Here is a 21,518-nt window from a genome sequence, read left to right on the forward strand (position 1 = left end):
GCCCGCCGCAACGGTCTAGTGTCGCATCACCTCCTCAGGGCAATCAGGGAAAACCAATGCAATGGCTGGATAGCGTGGCGGGCCCCGGTTATGCCGCAGCACTGTTGTGGACGTTTGCAGCGCTTGTCCTGCTGGTCATCGTTCTCGTTATCATCAAGCTTGTGCGCAACCTGACGTTCGGAACCTTCGTTGCCGGCGGCAGGAACCGCAAGACGCGGCTGGCCGTCATGGACGCCACCGCCGTCGACAGCCATCGCCGGCTGGTGCTGATACGCCGCGATGATATCGAACATCTGCTGCTGATCGGCGGTCCGACCGACGTTGTCGTCGAACGTGACATCCGGCTTTCGGCGCCACGCCGTCCGGCGCTGACCGGAGATGGCGGCTTGCAGCCGGTCCCGGGCGCCGCGGCCCCAGCGGCGAAACCGCGTGCACCTCAACCCGCTCCTCCGCCGCCGGCTAGGCAGGCACCTGCTCCGCAGCCGGTGAACGCGGCGCCGCCCGCACGCCCGCGCCAGGCAGCGCCAACACCGGTGCCGGCACCGGCACCGCTACCGAAGCCGCAGCTGACCAATGTCACTCCGCTGCCCGCCTATGGATCCGCGAACGCCAATGCCGTCAGGCAGGCGCCAGCGCCGCCAACGCAGGACAGCATCGACGATAAGCTGATGAAGGAACTCGAAGTGTCGCTCGACCAGCCGCGTTCGAGCAGCCCGGTGAGCAAACCGGCGGCGAAGGCACCGCAGTCGCTCGACGACGAAATGACCAAGCTTCTGGGCGAACTCTCCAGCCAGAAGAGATGATCAGAATCTGACCTGCACAGCGGCCGGGGAATTGAGCCGGTCGGGCGCGCCAACAAAAATGGCCGGAAAACCGGCCATTCTTATGTCAACATCGCCGCAAACCGTCATGAGCACAGCCCATGGGCTATGCGTCAGTCGTCGCGATAGACCTTTTCGCGGCGCTCATGCCGCTCCTGCGCTTCGATCGACAACGTCGCGATCGGACGTGCATCGAGGCGCTTCAACGCGATCGGCTCGCCGGTCTCCTCGCAATAGCCGTAAGTACCTTCGTCGATGCGCTGCAGGGCTGAATCGATCTTTGCGATGAGCTTTCGCTGGCGGTCGCGGGCCCTGAGCTCGATTGCGCGGTCGGTTTCCGAAGAGGCGCGGTCGGCGAGATCGGGGTGGTTGGCGTTTTCCTGTTGCAGGATTTCGAGAGTTTCGCGCGCTTCGCGCAATATGTCATTCTTCCAGGTGACGAGCTTTTGGCGGAAGTAGGATTTCTGCCGTTCATTCATGAACGGCTCGTCTTCGGAGGGTATGTAATCGGCGGTAACGATGTCGTTCATTCGACTCACCCAAACTGCCCCAATTTTGGCGCCTATATATTCGCGGTCCGACGCCTGCACAAGCGCAATCGGCCGCTGTCTCACGCAATTGTTAATGTTCGGTGGCGGGCGCCTTTGCAGCAGCGAATGGTCGTTTTGATACCAAACTACGCTTCGACACTTTGGATCCCGTGCAACATCCTTTTCGAAGACCGGCATGATCTTCGCGCCGAAGCACAAGCGCCCTTTGCGGCACTGCACATCGATGATTCGCTGTGTTTGAAGAACACGGGCCATTGTGCGCAGCGGCTTTCTCGTGGCTAATCCAGGAAGTTCGGCATTCGGCGTCAGCGGAGGTTGGGTGGGCACGCTTTATCTGTTGCGACATGCCAAGGCCGGCTGGGCACTGCCCGGCATGCGCGATTTTGATCGCCCGCTCGACGCATCCGGCCGCGCCGATGCCGAAATGATGGGCGCCGCCATGCGGTCCCGCTGCTATGTTCCGGACCTGACCATCTGCTCCAACGCCAAACGCGCCAAGGAGACGCTGGAAGGCCTGGCCGGTCAGACCGACACCGGACGGGTGCTGTTCTTCGACACGCTCTACAGCGAAGACGCTGCCGGTTACCTCCGCCTCATCCGCGAAAATGGCGGATCGGGTTCGATGCTGGTCATCGGCCACAATCCGATGACGGAGGATCTCGCCATGGCGGTTTCGGGCAGCGGCGACGAGAGGGCGCGGGCCACGCTCAACCACGGTTTCCCGACCACCGGTCTGGCGGTCGTCCGCTTCGACGGCGATCTGGCAAAAGCCGCCCAGGGCGCCGGCCATCTCGAAGCGTTCCTGACGCCGGCCGATCTCTGACGCCATTTCAAAGCCGGGTTCCACAGCCTATATCGGGCGGACCGAAGCCCGAGAGATCATATTTTGGCATCATCGCTGACCACTTTCACCGACGAGGCGAGGATTGCCCTCGACACCCTGTCGGGCCGCGCCACCGGGCTTTTCTCTCCATCGCTGCGATTGGGTGTCACGGGCCTGTCCCGAGCCGGCAAGACGGTGTTCATATCGGCCTTTGTCCACAATCTGATCCATGGCGGGCGCCTGCCGCTGTTCGAGGCCCAGAAATCCGGGCGCATCGCTCGTGCCTTCCTCGAACAGCAGCCTGACGACGCCGTGCCGCGCTTCCAGTACGAGGATCACATCGCCGCACTGGTCAACGATCGCGCCTGGCCCGATTCGACGCGCGCCATTTCCGAATTGCGGCTGACCATCGAATATGAATCGGCCTCCGGCTGGAGCCGCATGTTTTCCTCCGGCAAGCTGTCGGTCGATATCGTCGACTATCCCGGCGAATGGCTGCTAGACCTGCCGCTGCTTGGCAAATCCTTCGCCGATTTTTCCGGCGAAGCCTTCGAAATGGCCGTTTTGCCGGTGCGCGAGGACCTGTCGCAGGCCTGGCGGGCGCTGTCGGCGGAGATTGACCCGAACGCCGATGCCGACGAGATGACAGCGCGCCGCCTGGCCGAAAGCTTCGCCGCCTATCTGAAGGCCTGCAAGCTCGACGAGCGGGCGCTTTCGACCTTGCCGCCCGGCCGCTTCCTGATGCCTGGCGATCTCGAAGGCTCGCCCGCACTGACCTTCGCGCCCCTGCCTGGGCTGGGCGACAGGCGTCCACGCCCAGGGTCGCTGCACGCCATGATGGACCGGCGTTACGAGGCCTACAAGACGCATGTCGTCAAACCGTTCTTCCGAGAACACATCACGCGCCTCGATCGCCAGATCGTGCTGATCGACGCCATGCAGGCGCTGAACGCCGGCCCCGGCGCCATGGCCGACCTGGAGCGCGCGGTGACCGAGATCCTCAGTTGTTTCCGTCCCGGCCGCGGCAGCTTCCTCACCGACCTGTTTTCACGGCGCATCGACCGCATCCTGGTTGCCGCGACCAAGGCCGACCATCTGCACCACGAAAGCCATGACCGCTTGCAGGCTATCGTGCGGCGGCTTGCCGACCGTGCCGTGGCCCGCGCGAATTTCACCGGCGCCGATGTCGATGTGGTCGCCATGGCGGCGGTGCGCGCGACGCGCGAAGGCACCGTCAAGCAGGGCCGGGAGACGCTTCCTGTCATCATCGGCACACCGATTGCCGGCGAGAAGATCAACGGCGAAACCTTTGACGGCAAAACGGAAACTGCCATATTTCCCGGTGATTTACCGGAGAATAATGATGCGGTTTTCGATATTTCCGGGTCCGATCACAAGCAGGATACCGTGGACCCGGCAATCCGCTTCGTCCGTTTCCGTCCACCAAAGCTCGAGCGCACCGCCGAAGGCGTCACGCTGTCGCTGCCGCATATCCGGCTCGACCGTGCCTTGCAGTTCCTGATTGGAGATCATCTGGCATGACCGCGCCCCGCAAGCCGGCCGCATTTCGTATCGAGCCGGAAGCCAAATCGAAACAAGAGGCGCCAGAGGCACGCCGTGTCCAGGCCCAGGTTGACTCCCAGCGGAAGCCCCGCGCGATGAAGACCGATGTCGCGATGGTCATCCCGGCGGAAGTCGATGTCTTCGACGCGCCTGACATCGTCGCCGCCGAACCGCCGCCGGCGATCGCTCCAAGAAAGCGGTCGCTGCTCGGCAGCATCTTCTTCGGCGCCTTTGGTGTGCTGATTTCGCTGGCTGTCGGCCTGTGGACCGATCAGCTCATACGTGACCTCTTTGCGCGTGCCGAATGGCTGGGCTGGCTGGCCGCCGGCATGGCGGCCATTGCCGTGCTGGCGCTTCTGGTCATCCTGATCCGCGAGTTCCTGGCCATCGCCCGCCTCGCCGAGGTGGAAAAGCTGCAGAAGCGGGCGCTCGATGCGATTGCACGCGATGATCCCAAGGCGGCACGATCGGTGGTCGACGAGTTGTCGGCCTTCGTCGCGGCCAAGCCCGAGACCGCGGCCGGCCGCCGCGCGCTGGCCGAACTGCGCGGCGAAATCATCGATGGCGGCAATCTGGTGCGGTTGGCCGAAGCCGAAATTCTCGGCCCCCTCGATGCCAGGGCCAAGGTGATGATTCTCGAGGCGGCCAAACGCGTCTCGCTGGTGACGGCGGTCAGCCCGCGCGCGCTGGTCGATGTCGCCTATGTCGTGTTCGAGGCCGGACGCCTCATTCGCCGCCTGTCGGAGCTTTATGGTGGGCGGCCGGGAACGCTCGGCTTCTTCCGCCTCGCGCACAGCGTGCTGGCGCATCTGGCGGTCACCGGTTCGATCGCCGTCGGCGACAGTTTCGTCCAGCAGATCGTCGGCCACGGCCTGGCGGCGCGCCTTTCGGCCAAGCTCGGCGAGGGCGTCGTCAATGGCATGATGACGGCGCGCATCGGCATCGCGGCGATGGAGACCACGCGTCCCCTACCCTTCAGCGCCGCGAAGCGTCCGGGACTGGGCGATTTCCTCTCGGCGCTGACATCGTTTGCAACCAGGAAAGATGCCGAAACGACCCCATCCGGCAAGTGAACCGGGCTGCAGCTTTTGGACCTTCGGAATTGTTGCCGGACTGCTTCCCAGTGGTCCCGTAGTGACGAAGCATTAACCAATCTTGTTCATGGTCAGACGGGTTCCAAACAGCCTCTTTGTTGCCGGGTGTCGTCGATGAAAAGTGTAATTCTGTCCAGCGTCTTGCCCCTGGCAACCGTGATAACAGCACTCGTCGGCATTGGCGGAGCGGCTTCCGCCTCGGAGCCGGACAAGCAGTTCTTCCAGTCGGCCGAAGGCAAATGGATCGGACCCGGCGAAATCGTCGCCGGCAAGTACAAGGGCACCAAATTCAACTGCAGCTTCACCGGCTCGACGCCGGACGGCAAGGTCGGCATGACACTCGACGGCGGTTGCCGGGTCGGCATGTTCACCCAGCAAATGTCGGCCACGATCGAGCGCAAGGGCCGCGAGGGCTACAAGGGCAGCTTCATGGGCGGCGCTACCGGTTCCGGCCTCGACATCATCGGCGGCAATGTCGTCGATGCCCGCAAGGTGGTCTTCACCATCAACCGCAACCAGCTGCGCGGCGTGATGCAGGCCCGCATCCCTGACGACAATTCGATGACGGTGACCATTGCGGTGCGTGTCGACGACCAGTTGGTGCCGGTGATCGGCATGAGCCTGAAGCGTGTCGATGACATCGAAGTCGGCTCCATCGCGCCAAACTGAACAATCATAGATCTCTAAAAGCAAAAAGGCGGCGACCCAACGGTCGCCGCCTCGTTCAAACCGCTTCGATCCTGCGATTAGCCCTTGATCGCGGCCGTCACCTCGTCATACGCCTTGCAGGCGTCGGCCAATGTCGTGGTGCCCTGATATTTGGTTGTCACGGCCTGCACCTTGGCCGTCAGGTCAGCCGCCTTGGACGGGTCCTTGGTGATCGCTTCCTGCAGCGCGGCAGCCATGTCCTGCGCTTTCTTGGTTGCGATCTCGGCCGTGCACTCGGGCGCCTTCGAGCACGCCGAACCGGCCAGCACCGCCAGGCCGACGGCAACAAACAAAAACTTCTTCATGTCAGTCATCTCCTCAAAAGGGCTCGACTTGATCGTCGCTCACCCTCCAATGGCCGAAGCCGAGCGTCCTTAGCCTTCGATTGTGGCAAGATGCAACGCGTTCCCAACGTCAACTTGTGTAACGCACCCGCAACATCGCCGGTGATCCGGATTCGGGCTGTTCGATCCCCACCGAAGCCCCTATCTTCGCCCCTTGTCAAAGAGACTTCGAAATCGGAATCGATCCTCAAACGAGCGGAATGGCGGAATGGCGGTAGAGGCATCGAGCAACGATCTGGTTCAGGTGGTGGCGCTGCTTGCAGCCGGCGTTGTCGCCGTTCCCATCTTCAAGCGCATGGGCCTCGGCTCGATTCTCGGCTATCTGGCCGCCGGTGTGGTGATCGGCCCGTTTGGCCTGCGCGTCTTTTCCGAATCGGAAGCCATCCTTCATGTCGCTGAGCTCGGCGTGGTGATGTTCCTGTTCATCATCGGACTGGAAATGCAGCCGTCGCGGCTATGGGGCTTGCGCCGCGAGATCTTCGGCCTCGGTGCACTGCAGGTCGGCGTCTGCGCGGTCTTGCTGACCGCTGTTGGCGTGGCGGGAGGGTTTCCGATCTCGCAATCCTTCGTCGCCGGCGCCGGCTTCGTGCTGACCTCGACGGCGATCGTCATGCAGCTTCTGGAGGAACGCGGCGAAATCGCCGAGCCGAAAGGCCAGCGCATCGTCTCTGTGCTGCTGCTCGAGGACCTCGCCATCGTGCCGCTGCTGGCCCTGATCGCATTCCTGGCGCCCGGCGGCGCCGACACCAGCCTGGCGGAGCGCTTCACCGAGATAGGCATCGGCCTTGCCGCGATTGTCGGACTGGTGCTGGCTGGACGCTATCTGCTCAATCCGTTCTTCCGCATCCTGGCGGATGCCCGTGCCCGCGAGGTGATGACGGCTGCCGCCCTTCTGGTCGTCCTCGGATCGGCGCTCGCCATGCAGCTCAGCGGCCTGTCGATGGCGATGGGTGCATTCCTGGCCGGCGTGCTGCTGTCGGAATCGACCTTCCGGCATCAGCTCGAAGCCGACATCGAACCCTTTCGCGGCATCCTGCTCGGCCTGTTCTTCCTTGCCGTCGGCATGTCGCTCGACCTGCATGTGGTGGTCGCGAACTGGCGGCTGGTTGCCATCTATGTCATCGCCTACATGGTGATGAAGGCGCTCGGCATCTACATCGTCGCGCGGGTCCTGAAAACCCGCCATCGCGAAGCGTTGGAGCGTGCGGTCTTCATGGCGCAAGGCGGCGAATTCGCCTTCGTCCTTTATTCGGCCGCCGCCGCGGTCGGCATCATCGACAACCGGGCCAACGCGACGCTGACGGCGATCGTCATCATCTCGATGGTGCTGACGCCGCTGGCGATCATCGCCTTGCGGTATCTCACACCGCGCGACGAGCAGTCGCTCGACGGGGTCGAGATTGCCGATGGCCTGACCGGCAGCGTGCTGATCATCGGCTTCGGCCGCTTCGGCCAGATCGCCAGTCAGCCGCTGCTCCTGCGCGGCATCGATGTCTCGATCATCGACAACGATGTCGAAATGATCCAGGCGGCGGCCGATTTCGGCTTCAAGGTCTATTATGGCGATGGCACGCGGCTGGACATCCTGCATGCGGCCGGGGCTGGCCGCGCGCGCGCCGTGCTGATCTGCGTCGACAAGCCGGATGTGGCCGTTCGCATCGCCCAGCTGATCAAGGCCGAATTTCCACTGCTCACTGTGCTCGCCCGGGCTTTCGACCGCGGCACGGCGCTGCAGCTCATTCGTGCCGGCGTGGACTTCCAGCTGCGCGAAACTTTCGAATCGGCGTTGGTTTTCGGCGGCTCGGCGCTGGAATCGCTCGGCGTCGATCCCGAAGACGTGGCAGAGGTGATCGAAGATGTGCGGCGCCGCGATACCGCCCGTTTCGAAACCCAGCTCGCCGAAGGTGTTCGTGCCGGACAACGCTTCCTGAGGGGCAATATCGGCACGCCCATTCCCACGCCCCTCACCCAGCCGCGCCGTACCGGCCAGGCACTCAATGAAGAGACGGCCGGTGTTTTGCACAAATCAGAACCCGCGGATTGAACAAGGAATTATGCATGGAATTGGACAGCAGGGCCCTGTCGGTCACCAAATTCTGGCGCGACGCAGGCGAGGATGCATGGTTCGAGAAGAACGAGGCTTTCGATGCCGACTTCCGCAACCGCTTTCTCGATCTCCACTATGCCGCCGCGCGGCGTGAATGCGACGACTGGTCGGCACATGCCGAAGGCTCGCTGGCGTTGATGATCCTGCTCGACCAGTTTCCGCGAAACTGCTTTCGCGGCACCGGCCATATGTGCGCGACCGATCCGCTGGCGAAGTATTTTGCTCAAAAGGCCGTCGCGGCCGGCCATGATCTGGCACTGGAACCTGAAGTCCGCGTGTTCCTGTATTTGCCGTTCGAGCATTCGGAAAACCTTGCCGACCAGGAGGTATCGGTCGAGCTGCACAAGGCCAAAGCCGAGTTCAACCTGAAATATGCGCTCGAGCACCGCGACATCATCCGGAATTTTGGCCGTTTTCCGCACCGAAACAGGATGCTTGGCCGCGAGACCACACCCCAGGAGCAGGCGTTCCTGGATGGCGGCGGCTTCTCCGGTTAGAAGCTCCTGCTGTCGCCCCGCCCGGGCATCAGACCAGCCACCAATCCCGGCCGGACGGCAATCGCTCGATACCGGAAGTGTCGACCGCGACCAGCCGGTCCGCGACGCTGCGGCCACCGACAACCAGGCCCGGCGCGATCTCCGCCAGCGGTGCCAGCACGAAGGCGCGTTCCAGCATGCGCGGATGCGGCACTTCCAGTCCGGTCTCGTGAATGACGCGGTCGCCGAACACCAGAATGTCGATGTCGATCAGCCGCGGTCCCCAGCGCTCCTCGCGCACCCGCTTCAGTCTGCGCTCGGCATCCAGACAGAGGTCGAGCAAGGCGCGCGGCACCAGTCCGGTGGAAATTTCGGCAGCCGCATTGAGAAAATCCGGCTGATCGAGCTTGCCCCAGGGCGGTGTGCGATAGAGCGAAGAGACGCCGGTGACGCGCATATCTGCGTCGGCATCCAGCATGCGCAGCGCCGCGCCCATCGATTTCGCCGGGTCGCCAAGATTGCCGCCAAGGCTGAGATAGACCGTGCTATTCGGGCCAGACAACGGTCACCTCGACGTAATCGATCACACCGGGGACCGGAGCGTTTGGCTTGCGCACCGTGATCTCGGCTTTTTTGATCTGCGGAAAACGCGCTGTCAGTGCACGGGCGACCTCGAGTGCCAGGGATTCGATCAGAAAGCGGCGCTGTCCTGTGATGATCTTTTCGATCTCCGTGAAAGCGATACCGTAGTTGACCGTGTCCTCGATGGAATCATCGACAAGCGCCCGGCCGGGATCGACGGTGAGAGCGGCATCGACATAGAAGCGCTGGCCGAGCCTTTCCTCCTCGTCCAGCACGCCGTGCCGGGCAAAAAATGCGCAATTCTTCATGCGGATGACATACATCGCTCAGTTTCTCGCCTGGTCGCTTTGACGCGCCAGCATAGCATCTGCGAGCGCCAGCGCGTCCACGTTGAATGCGACATCATGGACGCGAAACAGATCGGCGCCCTTGAGCCGCAGGATGACGCTGGTCGCCGCCGTTCCGACACCCCTGCCAGCCGCGTCGCGGCCGGTTACGGTGCCGATGAAGCGCTTGCGCGAGGTACCGGCCATCAGCGGCAAGCCAAGTGCACTGAGCTCGGAAAAGCGCGCCATCAGATCGAGATTTTCCTCCGCCGTCTCCTTGGCGAAGCCGAATCCGGGATCGAGCACGATATGGTCGTCGGCGATGCCATGCTGGCGGGCGATTTCCAGCGATTTTCGCAGGAACGCCAACTGATCGGCAATCACGTCCGGCAGCTTCTCGCGGCCCCGCCCGGTATGCATGATGACAAGCCCGGCGCCGGTGTCGGCGGCGACGCGGGCAATGTCGGGCTCGCGCTGCAACCCCCAGACATCGTTGACGATGTGTGCGCCGGCGGCCACCGCGAGCCGGGCGGTGTCGGCGCGGTAGGTATCGACCGAAATCAGCACCCCGCCGGCGCTCGCCAGCGCTTCGATCACCGGCAGGATGCGGGCCTGTTCGTCGCTCGCCGATATCGCGGCGGCGCCCGGGCGGGTCGATTCCCCGCCGACATCGACGACCAGTGCTCCTTCCCCCATCATGCGCCGTGCCTGGGCCAACGCCTTTTCGGGGGCGTCGAACAGTCCGCCGTCGGAAAAACTGTCGGGGGTGACGTTGAGGATGCCGACGACCACGGCTTTGCCGCCAAGGTCGAGATGGCGTCCATGCGCCAACTGCCATCGCCTAGCCGTCATTTGCTCAGCAATCATGGGCTCATCAATCAAGAGGCTCATCAACGATGTGTGATCCGCTGCGGATCAATTCCGTTGCGCTGGCAACGGCCGTAAAGCAAGGTGGTCGAAGAGGCAACATGATGAACCGATCCATGCTTGGCGTGAAACCATCCCTGCTCTGTGCGCTGCTGCTTGCCGCCACTGCCGTCCCGGCTGGTGCGGCCAATCTCGTCAAGACGTACAGCTATTTCGCCATTGGCGGCAGCACCCTCGACGACATCGAGGCACAACTCTCCAAACGCGGGCCGGAGGTCAAAAGCACGGGCACGCGGCACCCGGGCGCCACCCAGATGGCCTTCACCACCCGCATCAGCTATGCCAAGACTTCGAACTCCTGCCGGATCGCCGACGCGGTTGTGACCGTCAAGGTGAAGGTGATCCTTCCCGAATGGCGCCGCCCGCGCAAGGCCGATGCCGATGTCAGGCTGTTCTGGGACACGCTGGCCGCCGACATCAGACGCCATGAAGAGCGCCATGTCGAAATTGCCAAGAACCATGGCCGGGAACTCGAAGAGGACCTGAAAGCCACCTACCCACAAAGGAATTGCGACGCTGCCAAGGCCAAGGCCGCCGAAATCACCGCGGCAGTTCTGGCCAGGCATGACCGTGCGCAACTGCAGTTCGACCGTGTCGAAAGCGTCAATTTCGAAAGCCGCATCCTGAGGCTGCTGCGCTATCGCATCGAACGCATCGAGAGGGGTCAGCTGCCACCGGCTTGACTCGGAAACCAGCGGCGCCGGCGAAAGCCAAATCCACCGAAGCGTAGTGCCAGCCTCGAAAAACTTTCGGGCGCCTGTCGAAATCGGCCTATTACGGAACGACATATAGCAGGGCTCGCCAGGCAAGGGCTTCAAAACGCCAATGCGATCAAAACGGTCAAAGGGACCGGAACGGCCGGACAGTGCCGGTCAATCGCAAGCTTACGGATGAACGATCATGGATCAGGCTGTCGACAAGCCAACGATGGTGGAAGCCGGCGTGCCACTGAGCGAAGCCGAAAAGAACGCCATCATCGCCGGTGTGCTCCTGTCAATGCTGCTGGCGGCACTCGATCAGACCATCGTGGCGCCTGCCATGCCGACCATCGGGCATGCGCTCGGCCATGCGCAATACCTGCCGTGGGTCGTCACCGGTTACCTCTTGACCGCGACCGCCATGGCACCGCTCTACGGCAAGATTTCCGACGTCTATGGCCGCCGGCCCACCGTTTATGCGGCGATCCTGATCTTTCTCCTGGGTTCGCTGGTCAGCGCCATGGCGCCCAACATGTTCGTGCTGGTTGTCGGGCGGGCGATCCAGGGCGCCGGTGGTGGCGGCCTTTTCACCTTGACGCAGACTGTCATCGGCGACCTCGTTCCGCCACGCGAACGGGCGCGCTACGCTGCCTGGATCTCCGGCACCTGGGCTGTCGCCAGCATCGCCGGGCCACTGCTCGGCGGCACTTTCGCCGAACATCTGCACTGGTCGCTGATTTTCTGGATCAACATTCCGCTCGGCCTGCTGGCCATGGCGATCATCAACAACCCGCTCAAGAAGCTGCCTATTGCCGCAAAGCAGCATCGCATCGACGCCCTCGGCGCGCTGCTGCTTGTCGTGGCCACGGCATTGCTGCTGTTGGCGCTGAACTGGGGCGGCAGCGAATATCCATGGCTGTCGCGCGAAATTCTTGGGCTGCTCGCCGTCTCGGTGGTTTTCTGGGTGGCATTTGCCTTGCGGCTGCTGCGCGCGGCCGAACCACTCATCTCGCTTGAAGTGCTGGGCAACCCGATCGTTCTCGCCGGCACATCGTCGATGTTCCTCTTGCAGGCCGCCAACATAGGTCTGGCGGTCTATCTGCCTGTCTATCTGCAGTCGATTGTCGGCCTCTCGGTCAGCGAGTCGGGTCTGGCGATGCTGGGCCTTCTCCTCGGCACCGTGGCCGGCGCCACGTTCAGCGGACGGACAATACCGCGCTTCGTCCACTACAAGCGGATCGCGATGGTCGGCGTGTTCTTCTCCATCCTATGTCTCGGACTGCTTGCCCTGGTTGCCGGGCACGCCTCGCTGCTGGTCGTCGAGGTCCTTACGATCTGCATCGGCCTGGGCAGCGGAACCACCTTCCCGGTCGCCACCGTATCGGTTCAGAATGCTGTCGATCGCGCGCACCTTGGTGTCGCAACCGGCGTTCTGACCTTCCTGCGCTCGCTGGGCAGCGCGCTCGGTGTCGCCATGCTCGGCGCTGTCGCGCTTGGCTACGGCCTGCCGCTTGCCGGTGAGGGCACGCTTGCCGTCGGACAGGCTATTTCCGTGGTGCCCTTCGTAATGATCTTCCTTGTCGCTGCGGTAACGCTGCTCCTGGCGCTGATCACGCTCGGCCTGATGCCGGAAAAGCCACTTCGTGGCCAGGCCGACCATGCTCCGGTGATGGCGGAATAGAAGCGGTCGGCGAAACTGATCCGATCCAGCGGCTCAGTCGACGACGCCGAGCTTCTTCTGCAGGCTGGTCGACGAGGTCGTGTACTGGAACACGATGCTTTCGCCGGGGCTAATAATGCGCTTGGCCGCCTGCGCCATCAGCGCCACCTCGTGGAAGCCCGACAGGATCAGCTTCAACTTGCCGGGATACCAGTTGATGTCGCCGACCGCGAAGATGCCGGGCACCGATGTCTGGAACTTCTCGGTATCGACCGGAATGAGGTTCTCGTGAAGATTGAGCCCCCATTCCGCGATCGGCCCGAGCTTCATGGTCAGGCCGAAGAACGGCAACATGCGCGTGCAAGGCACTTCGACATCGCCGTCCGGTCCCTTGATGACAGCCGATGAGAGCTGGCCGTCGGCGCCGGTCAGTCCGGTCACTTGCCCGACCTGGAAATCCAGCTGCTTCATCTCCTGCATGGCATACATCTTGTTGACGCTGTCGGGTGCGGCGCGGAATTCGGGCCGCCGGTGCACCAGCGTCACGCTCTTGGCCACCGGTTGCAGGTTGAGCGTCCAGTCGAGCGCCGAATCGCCGCCGCCGACAATGACAAGGTCGTGGCCGCGAAAATCTTCCATCCTGCGTACCGAGTAGAAGACGCTCTTGCCTTCATAGGGTTCGATGCCCGGGATCGGCGGCCGCTTGGGCTGGAAGGAACCGCCGCCGGCGGCAATCACCACGACCTTGGCTTCGAACACCTCATTCTCGTCGGTGGTGACGCGAAAGCTGCCGTCCTCCAGCTTTTCCAGGCTGGAAACCATGCGGTTGTAGGTGAAGTCAGGCTTGAACGGCGCGATCTGCTCGAGCAGTTTGTCGACCAGTCCCTGCGCCGAGATCGAAGGCCAGCCTGGAATGTCGTAGATCGGCTTTTCCGGATAGAGTTCCGCGCATTGGCCGCCCGGCCGGTCGAGGATGTCGATCAGGTGGCACTTCATGTCGAACAGACCGAGTTCGAACACGGCAAACAGGCCGACCGGCCCTGCCCCGACAATGAGGACGTCTGTCTTGGTGATGTCGGTCATGCGGTGTGCCTCGCTGCGCATGACCCCGAAAATCGCAATCGATTTTCGGAAAGGATCATGCGCCAAATAAAAGTGCTACAGCGTCCTTTGCGCGTCCAAGACGACGCGCGGCGCTGTAGCGGAACCCGAGTGACACTGCATGAGCAATCCGCCGCTGCCAAGCAGCAGCCGGCAAAAATCAGTGTCTCAGCCCTGGCGGGCCGGCACCCGCACGACCAGACCGTCTAGCGCGTCGCGCACCTTGATCTGGCACGACAGCCGCGAGTTCGGCTGAACGTCGTAGGCGAAGTCCAGCATGTCCTCTTCCATCGCTTCCGGCTCGCCGACTTGAGCCGTCCATGCCTCGTCGACATAGACATGGCAGGTCGCGCAAGCGCAGGCGCCCCCGCATTCCGCCTCGATCCCCGGCACCGCGTTGCGGATCGCGTTCTCCATGACCGTCGAGCCGTTCTCGGCGTCCATGTCGAATTGTGTGCCGTCATGGGCGATGAAAGTCAGCTTTGTCATTTGTCACCTGAAGGGAGTCTCAGCCGAGATAATCACTCCGGCTGACAAGTCAACTGCGCGCGAAAGCGCCGCTCGGTGACGTTTTTCCGCAAACCGGGTTCAGCGACTGATGGCGGCGATGAAATCGCGCACTTCGTCGATCAGCGCGCCAAGCCGCCCGAGCGTCTGGTTGTCTTCCGGCCGGTGCTCGATCTCGGTGGCGCAATCGGCGATGGCAAAGGCACCGACACCGCGTGCCGAACCCTTCAGCCCATGCGCAAGCAGAAGCCGGTCCTTGATGTCGGCATCGACTATTTTCTCGCGCACCGACAGGGCCTGTTGTACAAACAGCGCCAGCACCTCTTGCTCGAGGCTGCGGTCGCCCATGGTCTGGCGGGCAAGGTGTGCCAAATCGACCGGCCGTGACCGCCTAGGTCCGGATACGTCGCCCCCGGGCATTGAGAAGGCAATGCCGCTTTCGCCACGCATGAACTCGAACTCCGTTTCTTCGATCGCCCGGAAAACTAGGCGATTCCAGTGGACAACGGGTTAATGAGTGGCGGGGAATAATGTTGCGAAAGCGGCGCCGAAATCACGCTTCCGTTAACCTTATATTTAAAGTTTTACGTATCTCGCGGAATGCATGTTTTCTTTACCCCCCTGTGTCATTACGATACGAGGGGTCCATTTTCAGCCTCCTGCGCGGGGTACGATAAAAACACAATTATAAGCCCGCAGCAGCTAGTACAGGGTAGAAGGCATGGCAAAGAAAACAACGACGACGAGAACTCTCGACAACGATGTGGCCAGGGAACTGGAAAAGGCGCTTGATCTAGACCTCAGCAGCGATGCCGGCGACGGCGACCTCGACATCGCGGCTTCGATGGAAGATCTGGAAGCGCAGATATCTCAGGCCGCCGACGAACTGGCGCGCGAGGGACGCAACGACAAGCCGGCGCCAGCAGTCAATCAGAGCCAGGCCGCGCGTAGTGAGGCCACGAAACCCGCGCCCCAGCCCAAGCCCGCCGAGTTGCGCCCCGTCGAAACACGCAATGGTGCCCAGCCCGCCGGTTTCGCGCCAGCCAATGACGATCGCCAGAAGGACTACAAGACGCTCTTGCACAGCCTCAACAGGCGTGCCTCGAACACCATTTACTGGGTCGTTGCCTTCGTCTCACTCGCCTGGTTCGCCGGTGCAGGCGGTCTGGCCAACCTCCTCTTCGGACCGAGCATCTGGAGAATCCGCACGCTCGACCAGTTTCTTGCCCGTCCCGAACTGATCGGTCTGGCGGTCGCGGCGATTGTGCCCGTCATCCTGTTCTGGGCCTTCGCGGCGATGATCCGCCGCGCCCAGGAAATGCGCATTGCCGCCCAGTCGATGACCGAAGTGGCCTTCCGACTGACCGAGCCGGAAAACCTTGCCCAGGATCGCGTCATGATGATCGGCCAGGCCGTTCGTCGCGAGGTCGCCGCCATGGGCGAAGGCATCGAGCGCACGCTTGCCCGCGCCGTCGAACTGGAAACGCTGGTCCACAGCGAGGTCAACCAGATCGAGCGCTCCTATTCGGAGAATGAGTCCCGCATCCGTTCGCTGGTCGACGGGCTCGGCAGCGAGCGTGAAGCCGTCGTCAGCCATGCCGAGCGCGTCCGCGCCTCGATCACCGGCGCGCATGAGACGCTGAAGGACGAGATCGGCGCCGCCTCCGACATCATCCGCGACAGCATCCTCAATGCGTCGACCAAGCTGTCGATGACGATCACCAATTCCGGCGACACGCTCATCGACCGCATCAATGAAAGCTCGTTGTCGATCTTCGATTCGGTGGAAGGCCGGCTCGATACGATCACCGACAAGCTGTCGACCTCGGGCGAGGCCTTCGCCAGCCTGCTCGACACCCGCATAGCCAAACTGACCGACACCACCGACGGCCTGACACGGTCGTTGACCGATCTCCTCGACGATCGCACCACCGGCATGGTGTCTCTGCTCGGCGGTGCCGCGCGCACCCTCAATTCCGAATTCGAGGCCAGCCTCAACGGCATCGAGCGGACGCTCGCAGAACGCGGCCAGGCGCTGATCAGCGAATTCCAGACCCGCGCCGAGGCGCTGGACACCGGAACGCAGAAGCTCAACGCAGCGCTCGAGGCCCGCGCCCGCCAGATCAATGAGACGCTGGTCGAGCGTGCCCGCGAAATCGCGCACACCTTTGCCGAGAGCAAGGACACTCTGTCGGCGATGATCGATCAGGGCAAGACCCAGATCGGCGCCGATATGGCCGACATCGTCACCTCGACCTCCTCCATGCTCGAAGCCCGCGCCAGCGACTTCGCCGGCCGTATGGAAGCCGCGCGTCATGTCGTATCGCGTTCGTTCGATAGCGACATTCAGCGGCTTGCCGACGCCCGCGCAGGAATCGAGGAAGCCGTCGAAAACCACAGCCGCAAGCTTTCGGAAAGCCGCGATCGCATGACCGAGGCCATGCAGGCCGACCTGGCGAAGTTCGACGAAGGCCGCGCCGGCATCGATGCCGCGGTGACCAACCAGGTGCAGAAGCTGGCCGAAGGCCGCAGCCTGATCGCGCGCGCCCTCGAGGAGGATCTGCGCAAGGTCAACGAATCGCGGGCGGCCATCGATGCGTCGCTCGGCGGCCATCTTGAAAGGCTGGAAGAAGGCCGCAACAGGCTCTCCGCTGCCTTGAACGAAGACTCGGGAAAACTGGTACAAGCTCGTACAATCATTGATGAAATGGTTGCTGGACACGTCGGCAAGCTGGCCGAGGGCCGCAGCATCCTGTCGCGCGCTTTGGAAGCCGATCTCGGCAAATTGTCCGACAGCCGTGCCAGCATCGACGGTCTCGTCGCCGGCCAGGTCGAGAAGATCGCCGAGGGTCGCGCCGTGCTCGCCAAGGCACTGGAAAACGACATCAGCGGCATCAAGAGCCTGATCGAAGCCCATTCCGCCAAGCTGGCGGACGACCGCACGCAGCTTTCCCAGTCGCTCGACAACGATCTGTCCAGCATACGCGGCCTGATCGACAGCCATGCGGGACGGCTGGTCGAAGATCGCAGCCTGCTGTCGCAGACGCTCGAGGCCGACCTTGCCAAGTTGGCCGAAAGCCGATCGAGCATCGATGGCCTGGTTGCCGGCCAGGTCGAGAAGCTCGCCGAAGGCCGCGACATTCTCAAGCGGGCGCTGGAATCCGATCTGAACACGATCAAGGGCGTCATTGCCAGCCAGTCGGAAAGGCTCGCCGAGGATCGCGGGCAGCTTTCGCGGGTGCTGGAAGCCGACCTGCAGAATGTGAACAGCGTCATCGCCGACCACATGAACAAGCTCGTTCAGGATCGTTCGACCTTGTCGAAGGCGCTTGAAGATGACCTCGCCAAGCTAGCGGAGAGCCGCTCCAGCATCGACGGGCTGGTCGCCGGTCAGGTCGAGAAGTTGTCGGAAGGCCGCAACATCCTGCGGCGTGCGCTGGAAGCCGACCTCAATGCGATCCAGAGCACCGTTGCCGACCAGTCGCAGAAACTGGTCGATGACCGGGCGCAGTTCGCCCGTGCGCTCGAGGCCGATCTCGAAAGCGTCAACAGCCTTGTCAACAGCCACTCCGAACGGCTCGCCCAGGATCGTTCGACGCTGTCGAAGGCACTCGAGGCTGATCTCGAAAACGTCAGTGGCCTGGTCGGCAGCCATGCGGAACGGCTTGTCGGAGAGCGCTCGACCCTGTCGAAGGCGCTCGAAGACGATCTTGCCAAGCTGGCCGAAAGCCGCTCCAGCATCGACGGGCTGGTTGCCGGTCAAGTCGAGAAGCTGTCGCAAGGCCGCGACATCCTGCGGCGCGCGCTGGAAGCCGACCTCAATGCGATCACGGGCGCCGTTGCCGACCAGTCGCAGAAACTGGTCGATGACCGGGCGCAGTTCGCCCAGGCACTCGAGGCTGATCTCCAAAACGTCAGCGGCCTGGTGAACAGCCATTCGGAAAGACTTGTCGGGGAGCGCTCGACCCTCTCGAAGGCGCTCGAAGACGATCTCGCCAAGCTGGCGGAAAGTCGCTCCAGCATCGACGGACTGGTCGCCGGCCAAGTCGAGAAACTCGCCGAAGGCCGCGATATCCTCAAGCGTGCGCTGGAAGCCGACCTGCAGAAGCTTTCCGCAAGCCGCAGCGACATCGACGACATCATCGCAGGACATGTCGGCAAGCTGTCGGAAGGGCGCAACATGCTGGCCCGCGCGCTGGAAGACGATCTCGGCAAGCTCGCCGAGACCCGCCAGGACGTCGACCGCTCGCTGTCGGGCCATATCGACCAGATCGCCGCCAGGAGCACCGATATCTCTGCGGCGATCGCTGCCGATGTCGAGAAGATCGAGCAGGCGTTCAGCCGCCAGACCGGCGTCATCGAGGAGCGCGCCGGCACCATGGAGCGTGCGCTCTCGACAGGCGTCGACAACGTCCGAGCCGTGCTCGAGAAAAGTGCGGTCTTCGTTGCCGGCGCGTTGCGCGAAAAGGTCCTGGAAATCACCAGCACGCTGCATGAGCAGGCCGGTGCTGCGTTCAGTGACGCCGACCGCAGGATCGCCGAGCGCGCCGAGCAGACCTCCGCCGCCCTGCTGGCGAGGGCCGAAGACATCGCCCGCACCTTCGAGGAAGCCGATCGCCGCCTCCACACCCGTGCGGAAGATACGTCGAACGCCTTGCTTGCCCGCGCGGATGACACCTCCAGCTCTTTGCTGGCCCGCGCCCATGAAACCGCTGACCAGCTGGCCGCTCGTGCAGGCGAGATCGCCGGTACCTTCGACGTGGCAGACCGGAAGATCGCCGCCCGCGCCCAGGAAACCGCCGATCAGCTTACCGCCCGGGCTCAGGACACCGCCGACCATATGGCTGCCCGTGCCAGCGAGATCGCCGGCGCATTCGATGCGGCAGACCAGAAATTGGTCGCGCGCGCTGTCGAAACCGCACAGTCGCTGGCCGCCCGCGCCGGCGACATCCTGCGCAATTTCGAAGGCGCCGATCAGCGGCTCGGTATGCGCATCGGCGAATCGGCCGAGGCGCTTGCCGCGCGTGCATCGGATCTCGGCCGTATCTTCGATGCCGCGGACCAGCAATTGGTCTCGCGCATCGCCGAAGGTTCGGAAGCGCTGTCGAGCCGTGCGTCGGAAATCGGTCGCATCTTCGACGAAGCCGATCAGCGTCTGGTGTCGCGCATCGCCAGCAGCTCGTCGACGATCGGCGAGCACGCCGAGACCATCGTCGGCGCCTTTGCCGACACCGAGCAGAGGGTCGCCGAACGTGCAAGGCGGACCGGTCAGGAAATGGCCGTGCATGCCCGCGAAATCGAACAGGCGCTTACCGGCGCCGACGAGCGGCTCGCATCGAGCGCGGCGGCTGCGGCCGCCCGTGTCGAAGAGCAGGTCTCAGGCGTCGAGAACCGCCTCGCCTACACGGCCGAGACGATGGGCCAAAGGATCAACGAACAGGTGGCGAATGCCGAGGCGCAACTCGTCTCGCGCGCCAATGTTATCGCGGAGACCTTCACCGCGGTTGGCCAGCATATTGGCCAGAGCACCAACGACGCCGCCAAGACGATCGGCGCCAACACCCGCGAGCTCAACACCATGCTCGCGGCGCGTTCGGCCGAAATGTCGAAGATCCTAGACGAAACCGCGCGGCCGCTGGTCGAGCGCTTCGCCCAAGGCGGTTCGGAACTGCAAAAGAGCATGGAAGAGGTCACCGAACGCGCCACCGAGAAGCTGCGCAGCGAGAATGCCGCACTTGTCAACGCGCTCGCCAACCGCACCGCCGAGACCTTGTCGGCGGTCGAAGGCGCCCGTTCTTCGCTGTCCGACAGCGTCGCCGATCTCATTGGCCGCATGACCACGTCCAGCTCGCAGCTCGGTCAGTTGATCGAGCAGGCCGCGGTCAATCTCGGCCAGGTCGACGAACGTCTGAGCGGCAGCACGCAAAGCTTCGCCGCCACCACCGAGAAGGCCGCGCAAACCTTCGCCAGCTCGGCACGGCTGGTCGATTCGAACACGACAAGGCTGACGGAACTGTCGTCGTCCACCTTGCGCGAGGTCGCTTCGATCGCCACCAAGTTCGACGAGCACAGCCGCCTGCTGGCCAGCGCCTCGGACCTGCTGAGCTCGGCCCAGAGCAACCTCGAGCACACGCTCGAAAGGCAGTCGTCGCTCGAGGATCTCGCCGTCGGCCTGGTCAAGAAATCGGAAGACCTCGAAAGGGTCATGCGCTCGTTCGAGAATCTCGTCGGCCAGACGCTGCAGAACGCCGAGGGCAAGACGATGGAGTCGGCCGACAAGATCCGCAACGCCATCACCGACGTCGTCGATTCGGCGACCAAGCGTTTCGCCGATGCGACCGAAGAGATGCGGCGCACCGCGGGCTCGATCAAGAGCGAGCTCGACCTTACCCGCGCCGAGCTCAAGAAGGGCGTCATCGAGATGCCGGAAGAGGCAAAGGAATCGACCTCGGCCATCCGCCGCGCCGTTTCCGAGCAGATCAACGCTCTGAAAGAGCTTTCGGAGATCGTTGCGAAGTCCGGTCGCGGCGGCGATGCCGCCGAGCAACGCAATCTTCGCCCGGCACCGCAAGCGCCGGCCGCACGCCCTGCCGAGCCACCACGGCGTGCACCACCGGCACAGCAGCCGGAGCTGCGCACACCCCAGGCGCCGTTGGGCGGCGCTCCATTGCGCGGCACGCTCGACCTGGAGCGTCCGGCCGAGGCGGCACCGCGCCCGCGTGTTGAAGCCGGCGCCCGTACACCACAGGGCGGCTGGGTGCGCGATCTCCTGACCGGGGCATCGCGCGAAGAGGACGCCAGGCCGGCAACGCCCGCGGAAGCACCGCGTGCGGCTCCTGCCCAGCGCTCACCACTGCATGTCGTGGAATCGCTGAACTCGCTCTCCGTCGACATCGCGCGGGCCATCGACCACGATGCTTCGATCGAACTGTGGAACCGCTACCGGCGTGGCGAGCGTGACGTGTTCACGCGGCGGCTCTACACGCTGAAGGGCCAGCAGACGTTCGACGAGATCCGTCGCAAGTATCAGGCGGAGGCCGAGTTCCGCACTGCCGTCGACCGCTACTGCGACGATTTCGAGAAGCTGCTCAAGGATGTCTCGCGCAACGACCGCGACAACATCATGGCGCAGACCTATCTGACGTCGGACACCGGCAAGGTCTACACCATGCTGGCCCATGCAAGCGGCCGCCTGCACTGATTGGGCGATAGGGCAAAAGAAAAAAGGCG

At 63.4% G+C, this 21,518-nt stretch carries 18 protein-coding genes; 10 read left to right on the forward strand and 8 right to left on the reverse strand.

The features are described 5' to 3' along the window. Positions 1 to 56 precede the first annotated feature (56 nt). Complete coding sequence (locus AC1DZP_RS16120; RefSeq protein ID WP_477303706.1) at positions 57 to 803, forward strand: hypothetical protein; 747 nt, start codon at positions 57 to 59, stop codon at positions 801 to 803. A 131-nt stretch (positions 804 to 934) separates the two neighbouring features. Here AC1DZP_RS16120 and dksA read toward each other — a convergent pair whose 3' ends face one another. Next, positions 935 to 1,351, reverse strand: a complete 417-nt coding sequence (dksA, locus tag AC1DZP_RS16125) for an RNA polymerase-binding protein DksA (protein ID WP_095085082.1) — start codon at positions 1,349 to 1,351, stop codon at positions 935 to 937. 340 nt (positions 1,352 to 1,691) lie between these two features. Here dksA and AC1DZP_RS16130 point away from each other — a divergent pair, with 340 nt between their 5' ends. The 4 genes from AC1DZP_RS16130 to AC1DZP_RS16145 all read left to right on the forward strand — a co-directional run bounded on the left by AC1DZP_RS16130 (position 1,692) and on the right by AC1DZP_RS16145 (position 5,521). Then, positions 1,692 to 2,195 (forward strand): SixA phosphatase family protein, encoded by a 504-nt coding sequence (locus AC1DZP_RS16130; protein WP_477303708.1) that lies wholly within the window; start codon positions 1,692 to 1,694, stop codon positions 2,193 to 2,195. A 63-nt stretch (positions 2,196 to 2,258) separates the two neighbouring features. Continuing rightward, on the forward strand, positions 2,259 to 3,737 hold the full coding sequence (locus AC1DZP_RS16135; RefSeq protein ID WP_477303710.1) for a YcjX family GTP-binding protein: 1,479 nt from the start codon (positions 2,259 to 2,261) through the stop codon (positions 3,735 to 3,737). Then, complete coding sequence (locus AC1DZP_RS16140; protein WP_477303712.1) at positions 3,734 to 4,831, forward strand: YcjF family protein; 1,098 nt, start codon at positions 3,734 to 3,736, stop codon at positions 4,829 to 4,831. Before AC1DZP_RS16135 ends, AC1DZP_RS16140 begins: the two co-directional genes overlap by 4 nt. Positions 4,832 to 4,966: 135 nt before the next feature. After that, positions 4,967 to 5,521 carry a hypothetical protein gene (locus tag AC1DZP_RS16145; RefSeq protein ID WP_477303714.1) on the forward strand — a complete coding sequence of 185 codons (555 nt, stop codon included), beginning with the start codon at positions 4,967 to 4,969 and terminating at the stop codon, positions 5,519 to 5,521. Between the two features lie 77 nt (positions 5,522 to 5,598). Here AC1DZP_RS16145 and AC1DZP_RS16150 read toward each other — a convergent pair whose 3' ends face one another. Beyond that, on the reverse strand, positions 5,599 to 5,865 hold the full coding sequence (locus tag AC1DZP_RS16150; protein WP_095085087.1) for a hypothetical protein: 267 nt from the start codon (positions 5,863 to 5,865) through the stop codon (positions 5,599 to 5,601). 247 nt (positions 5,866 to 6,112) lie between these two features. On the opposite strand from AC1DZP_RS16150, the gene AC1DZP_RS16155 reads away from it, so the two are divergent. Together AC1DZP_RS16155 and AC1DZP_RS16160 are read left to right on the forward strand one after the other, a co-directional pair. Further along, on the forward strand, positions 6,113 to 7,948 hold the full coding sequence (locus tag AC1DZP_RS16155; RefSeq protein WP_477303716.1) for a monovalent cation:proton antiporter-2 (CPA2) family protein: 1,836 nt from the start codon (positions 6,113 to 6,115) through the stop codon (positions 7,946 to 7,948). 14 nt (positions 7,949 to 7,962) lie between these two features. Then, positions 7,963 to 8,508, forward strand: coding sequence for a DUF924 family protein (locus AC1DZP_RS16160; RefSeq protein ID WP_477303718.1), 546 nt, complete (start codon positions 7,963 to 7,965; stop codon positions 8,506 to 8,508). A gap of 28 nt (positions 8,509 to 8,536) precedes the next feature. Here AC1DZP_RS16160 and folK read toward each other — a convergent pair whose 3' ends face one another. Genes folK through folP form a run of 3 tightly spaced genes read right to left on the reverse strand, consistent with a single transcriptional unit; the run spans position 8,537 to position 10,247 of the window. Continuing rightward, on the reverse strand, positions 8,537 to 9,049 hold the full coding sequence (folK, locus tag AC1DZP_RS16165) for a 2-amino-4-hydroxy-6-hydroxymethyldihydropteridine diphosphokinase (protein WP_477303720.1): 513 nt from the start codon (positions 9,047 to 9,049) through the stop codon (positions 8,537 to 8,539). After that, positions 9,033 to 9,392, reverse strand: coding sequence for a dihydroneopterin aldolase (gene folB / locus AC1DZP_RS16170; RefSeq protein WP_095085091.1), 360 nt, complete (start codon positions 9,390 to 9,392; stop codon positions 9,033 to 9,035). Before folB ends, folK begins: the two co-directional genes overlap by 17 nt. Positions 9,393 to 9,395: 3 nt before the next feature. Beyond that, positions 9,396 to 10,247, reverse strand: a complete 852-nt coding sequence (gene folP, locus AC1DZP_RS16175) for a dihydropteroate synthase (RefSeq protein ID WP_457150774.1) — start codon at positions 10,245 to 10,247, stop codon at positions 9,396 to 9,398. Positions 10,248 to 10,366: 119 nt separating this feature from the next. Between folP and AC1DZP_RS16180 the strand changes: the two genes are divergently transcribed. After that, positions 10,367 to 11,005 (forward strand): DUF922 domain-containing Zn-dependent protease, encoded by a 639-nt coding sequence (locus AC1DZP_RS16180; RefSeq protein WP_457150768.1) that lies wholly within the window; start codon positions 10,367 to 10,369, stop codon positions 11,003 to 11,005. 217 nt (positions 11,006 to 11,222) lie between these two features. Continuing rightward, complete coding sequence (locus AC1DZP_RS16185) at positions 11,223 to 12,701, forward strand: MDR family MFS transporter (protein WP_477303722.1); 1,479 nt, start codon at positions 11,223 to 11,225, stop codon at positions 12,699 to 12,701. Between the two features lie 33 nt (positions 12,702 to 12,734). Here the strand turns inward: AC1DZP_RS16185 and AC1DZP_RS16190 are convergent, their stop codons facing one another. The 3 genes from AC1DZP_RS16190 to AC1DZP_RS16200 all read right to left on the reverse strand — a co-directional run bounded on the left by AC1DZP_RS16190 (position 12,735) and on the right by AC1DZP_RS16200 (position 14,738). Then, a complete protein-coding gene (locus tag AC1DZP_RS16190; RefSeq protein ID WP_477303724.1) occupies positions 12,735 to 13,763 on the reverse strand; it encodes an NAD(P)/FAD-dependent oxidoreductase in 1,029 nt (342 codons plus the stop codon). A gap of 186 nt (positions 13,764 to 13,949) precedes the next feature. After that, complete coding sequence (locus AC1DZP_RS16195; protein WP_095085095.1) at positions 13,950 to 14,270, reverse strand: 2Fe-2S iron-sulfur cluster-binding protein; 321 nt, start codon at positions 14,268 to 14,270, stop codon at positions 13,950 to 13,952. Between the two features lie 99 nt (positions 14,271 to 14,369). Continuing rightward, complete coding sequence (locus tag AC1DZP_RS16200; RefSeq protein WP_457150771.1) at positions 14,370 to 14,738, reverse strand: Hpt domain-containing protein; 369 nt, start codon at positions 14,736 to 14,738, stop codon at positions 14,370 to 14,372. 271 nt (positions 14,739 to 15,009) lie between these two features. Between AC1DZP_RS16200 and AC1DZP_RS16205 the strand changes: the two genes are divergently transcribed. After that, positions 15,010 to 21,489 carry a kinesin gene (locus AC1DZP_RS16205; RefSeq protein ID WP_477303726.1) on the forward strand — a complete coding sequence of 2,160 codons (6,480 nt, stop codon included), beginning with the start codon at positions 15,010 to 15,012 and terminating at the stop codon, positions 21,487 to 21,489. Positions 21,490 to 21,518 lie beyond the last annotated feature (29 nt).

Source organism: Mesorhizobium sp. P2_F8, assembly GCF_056403655.1.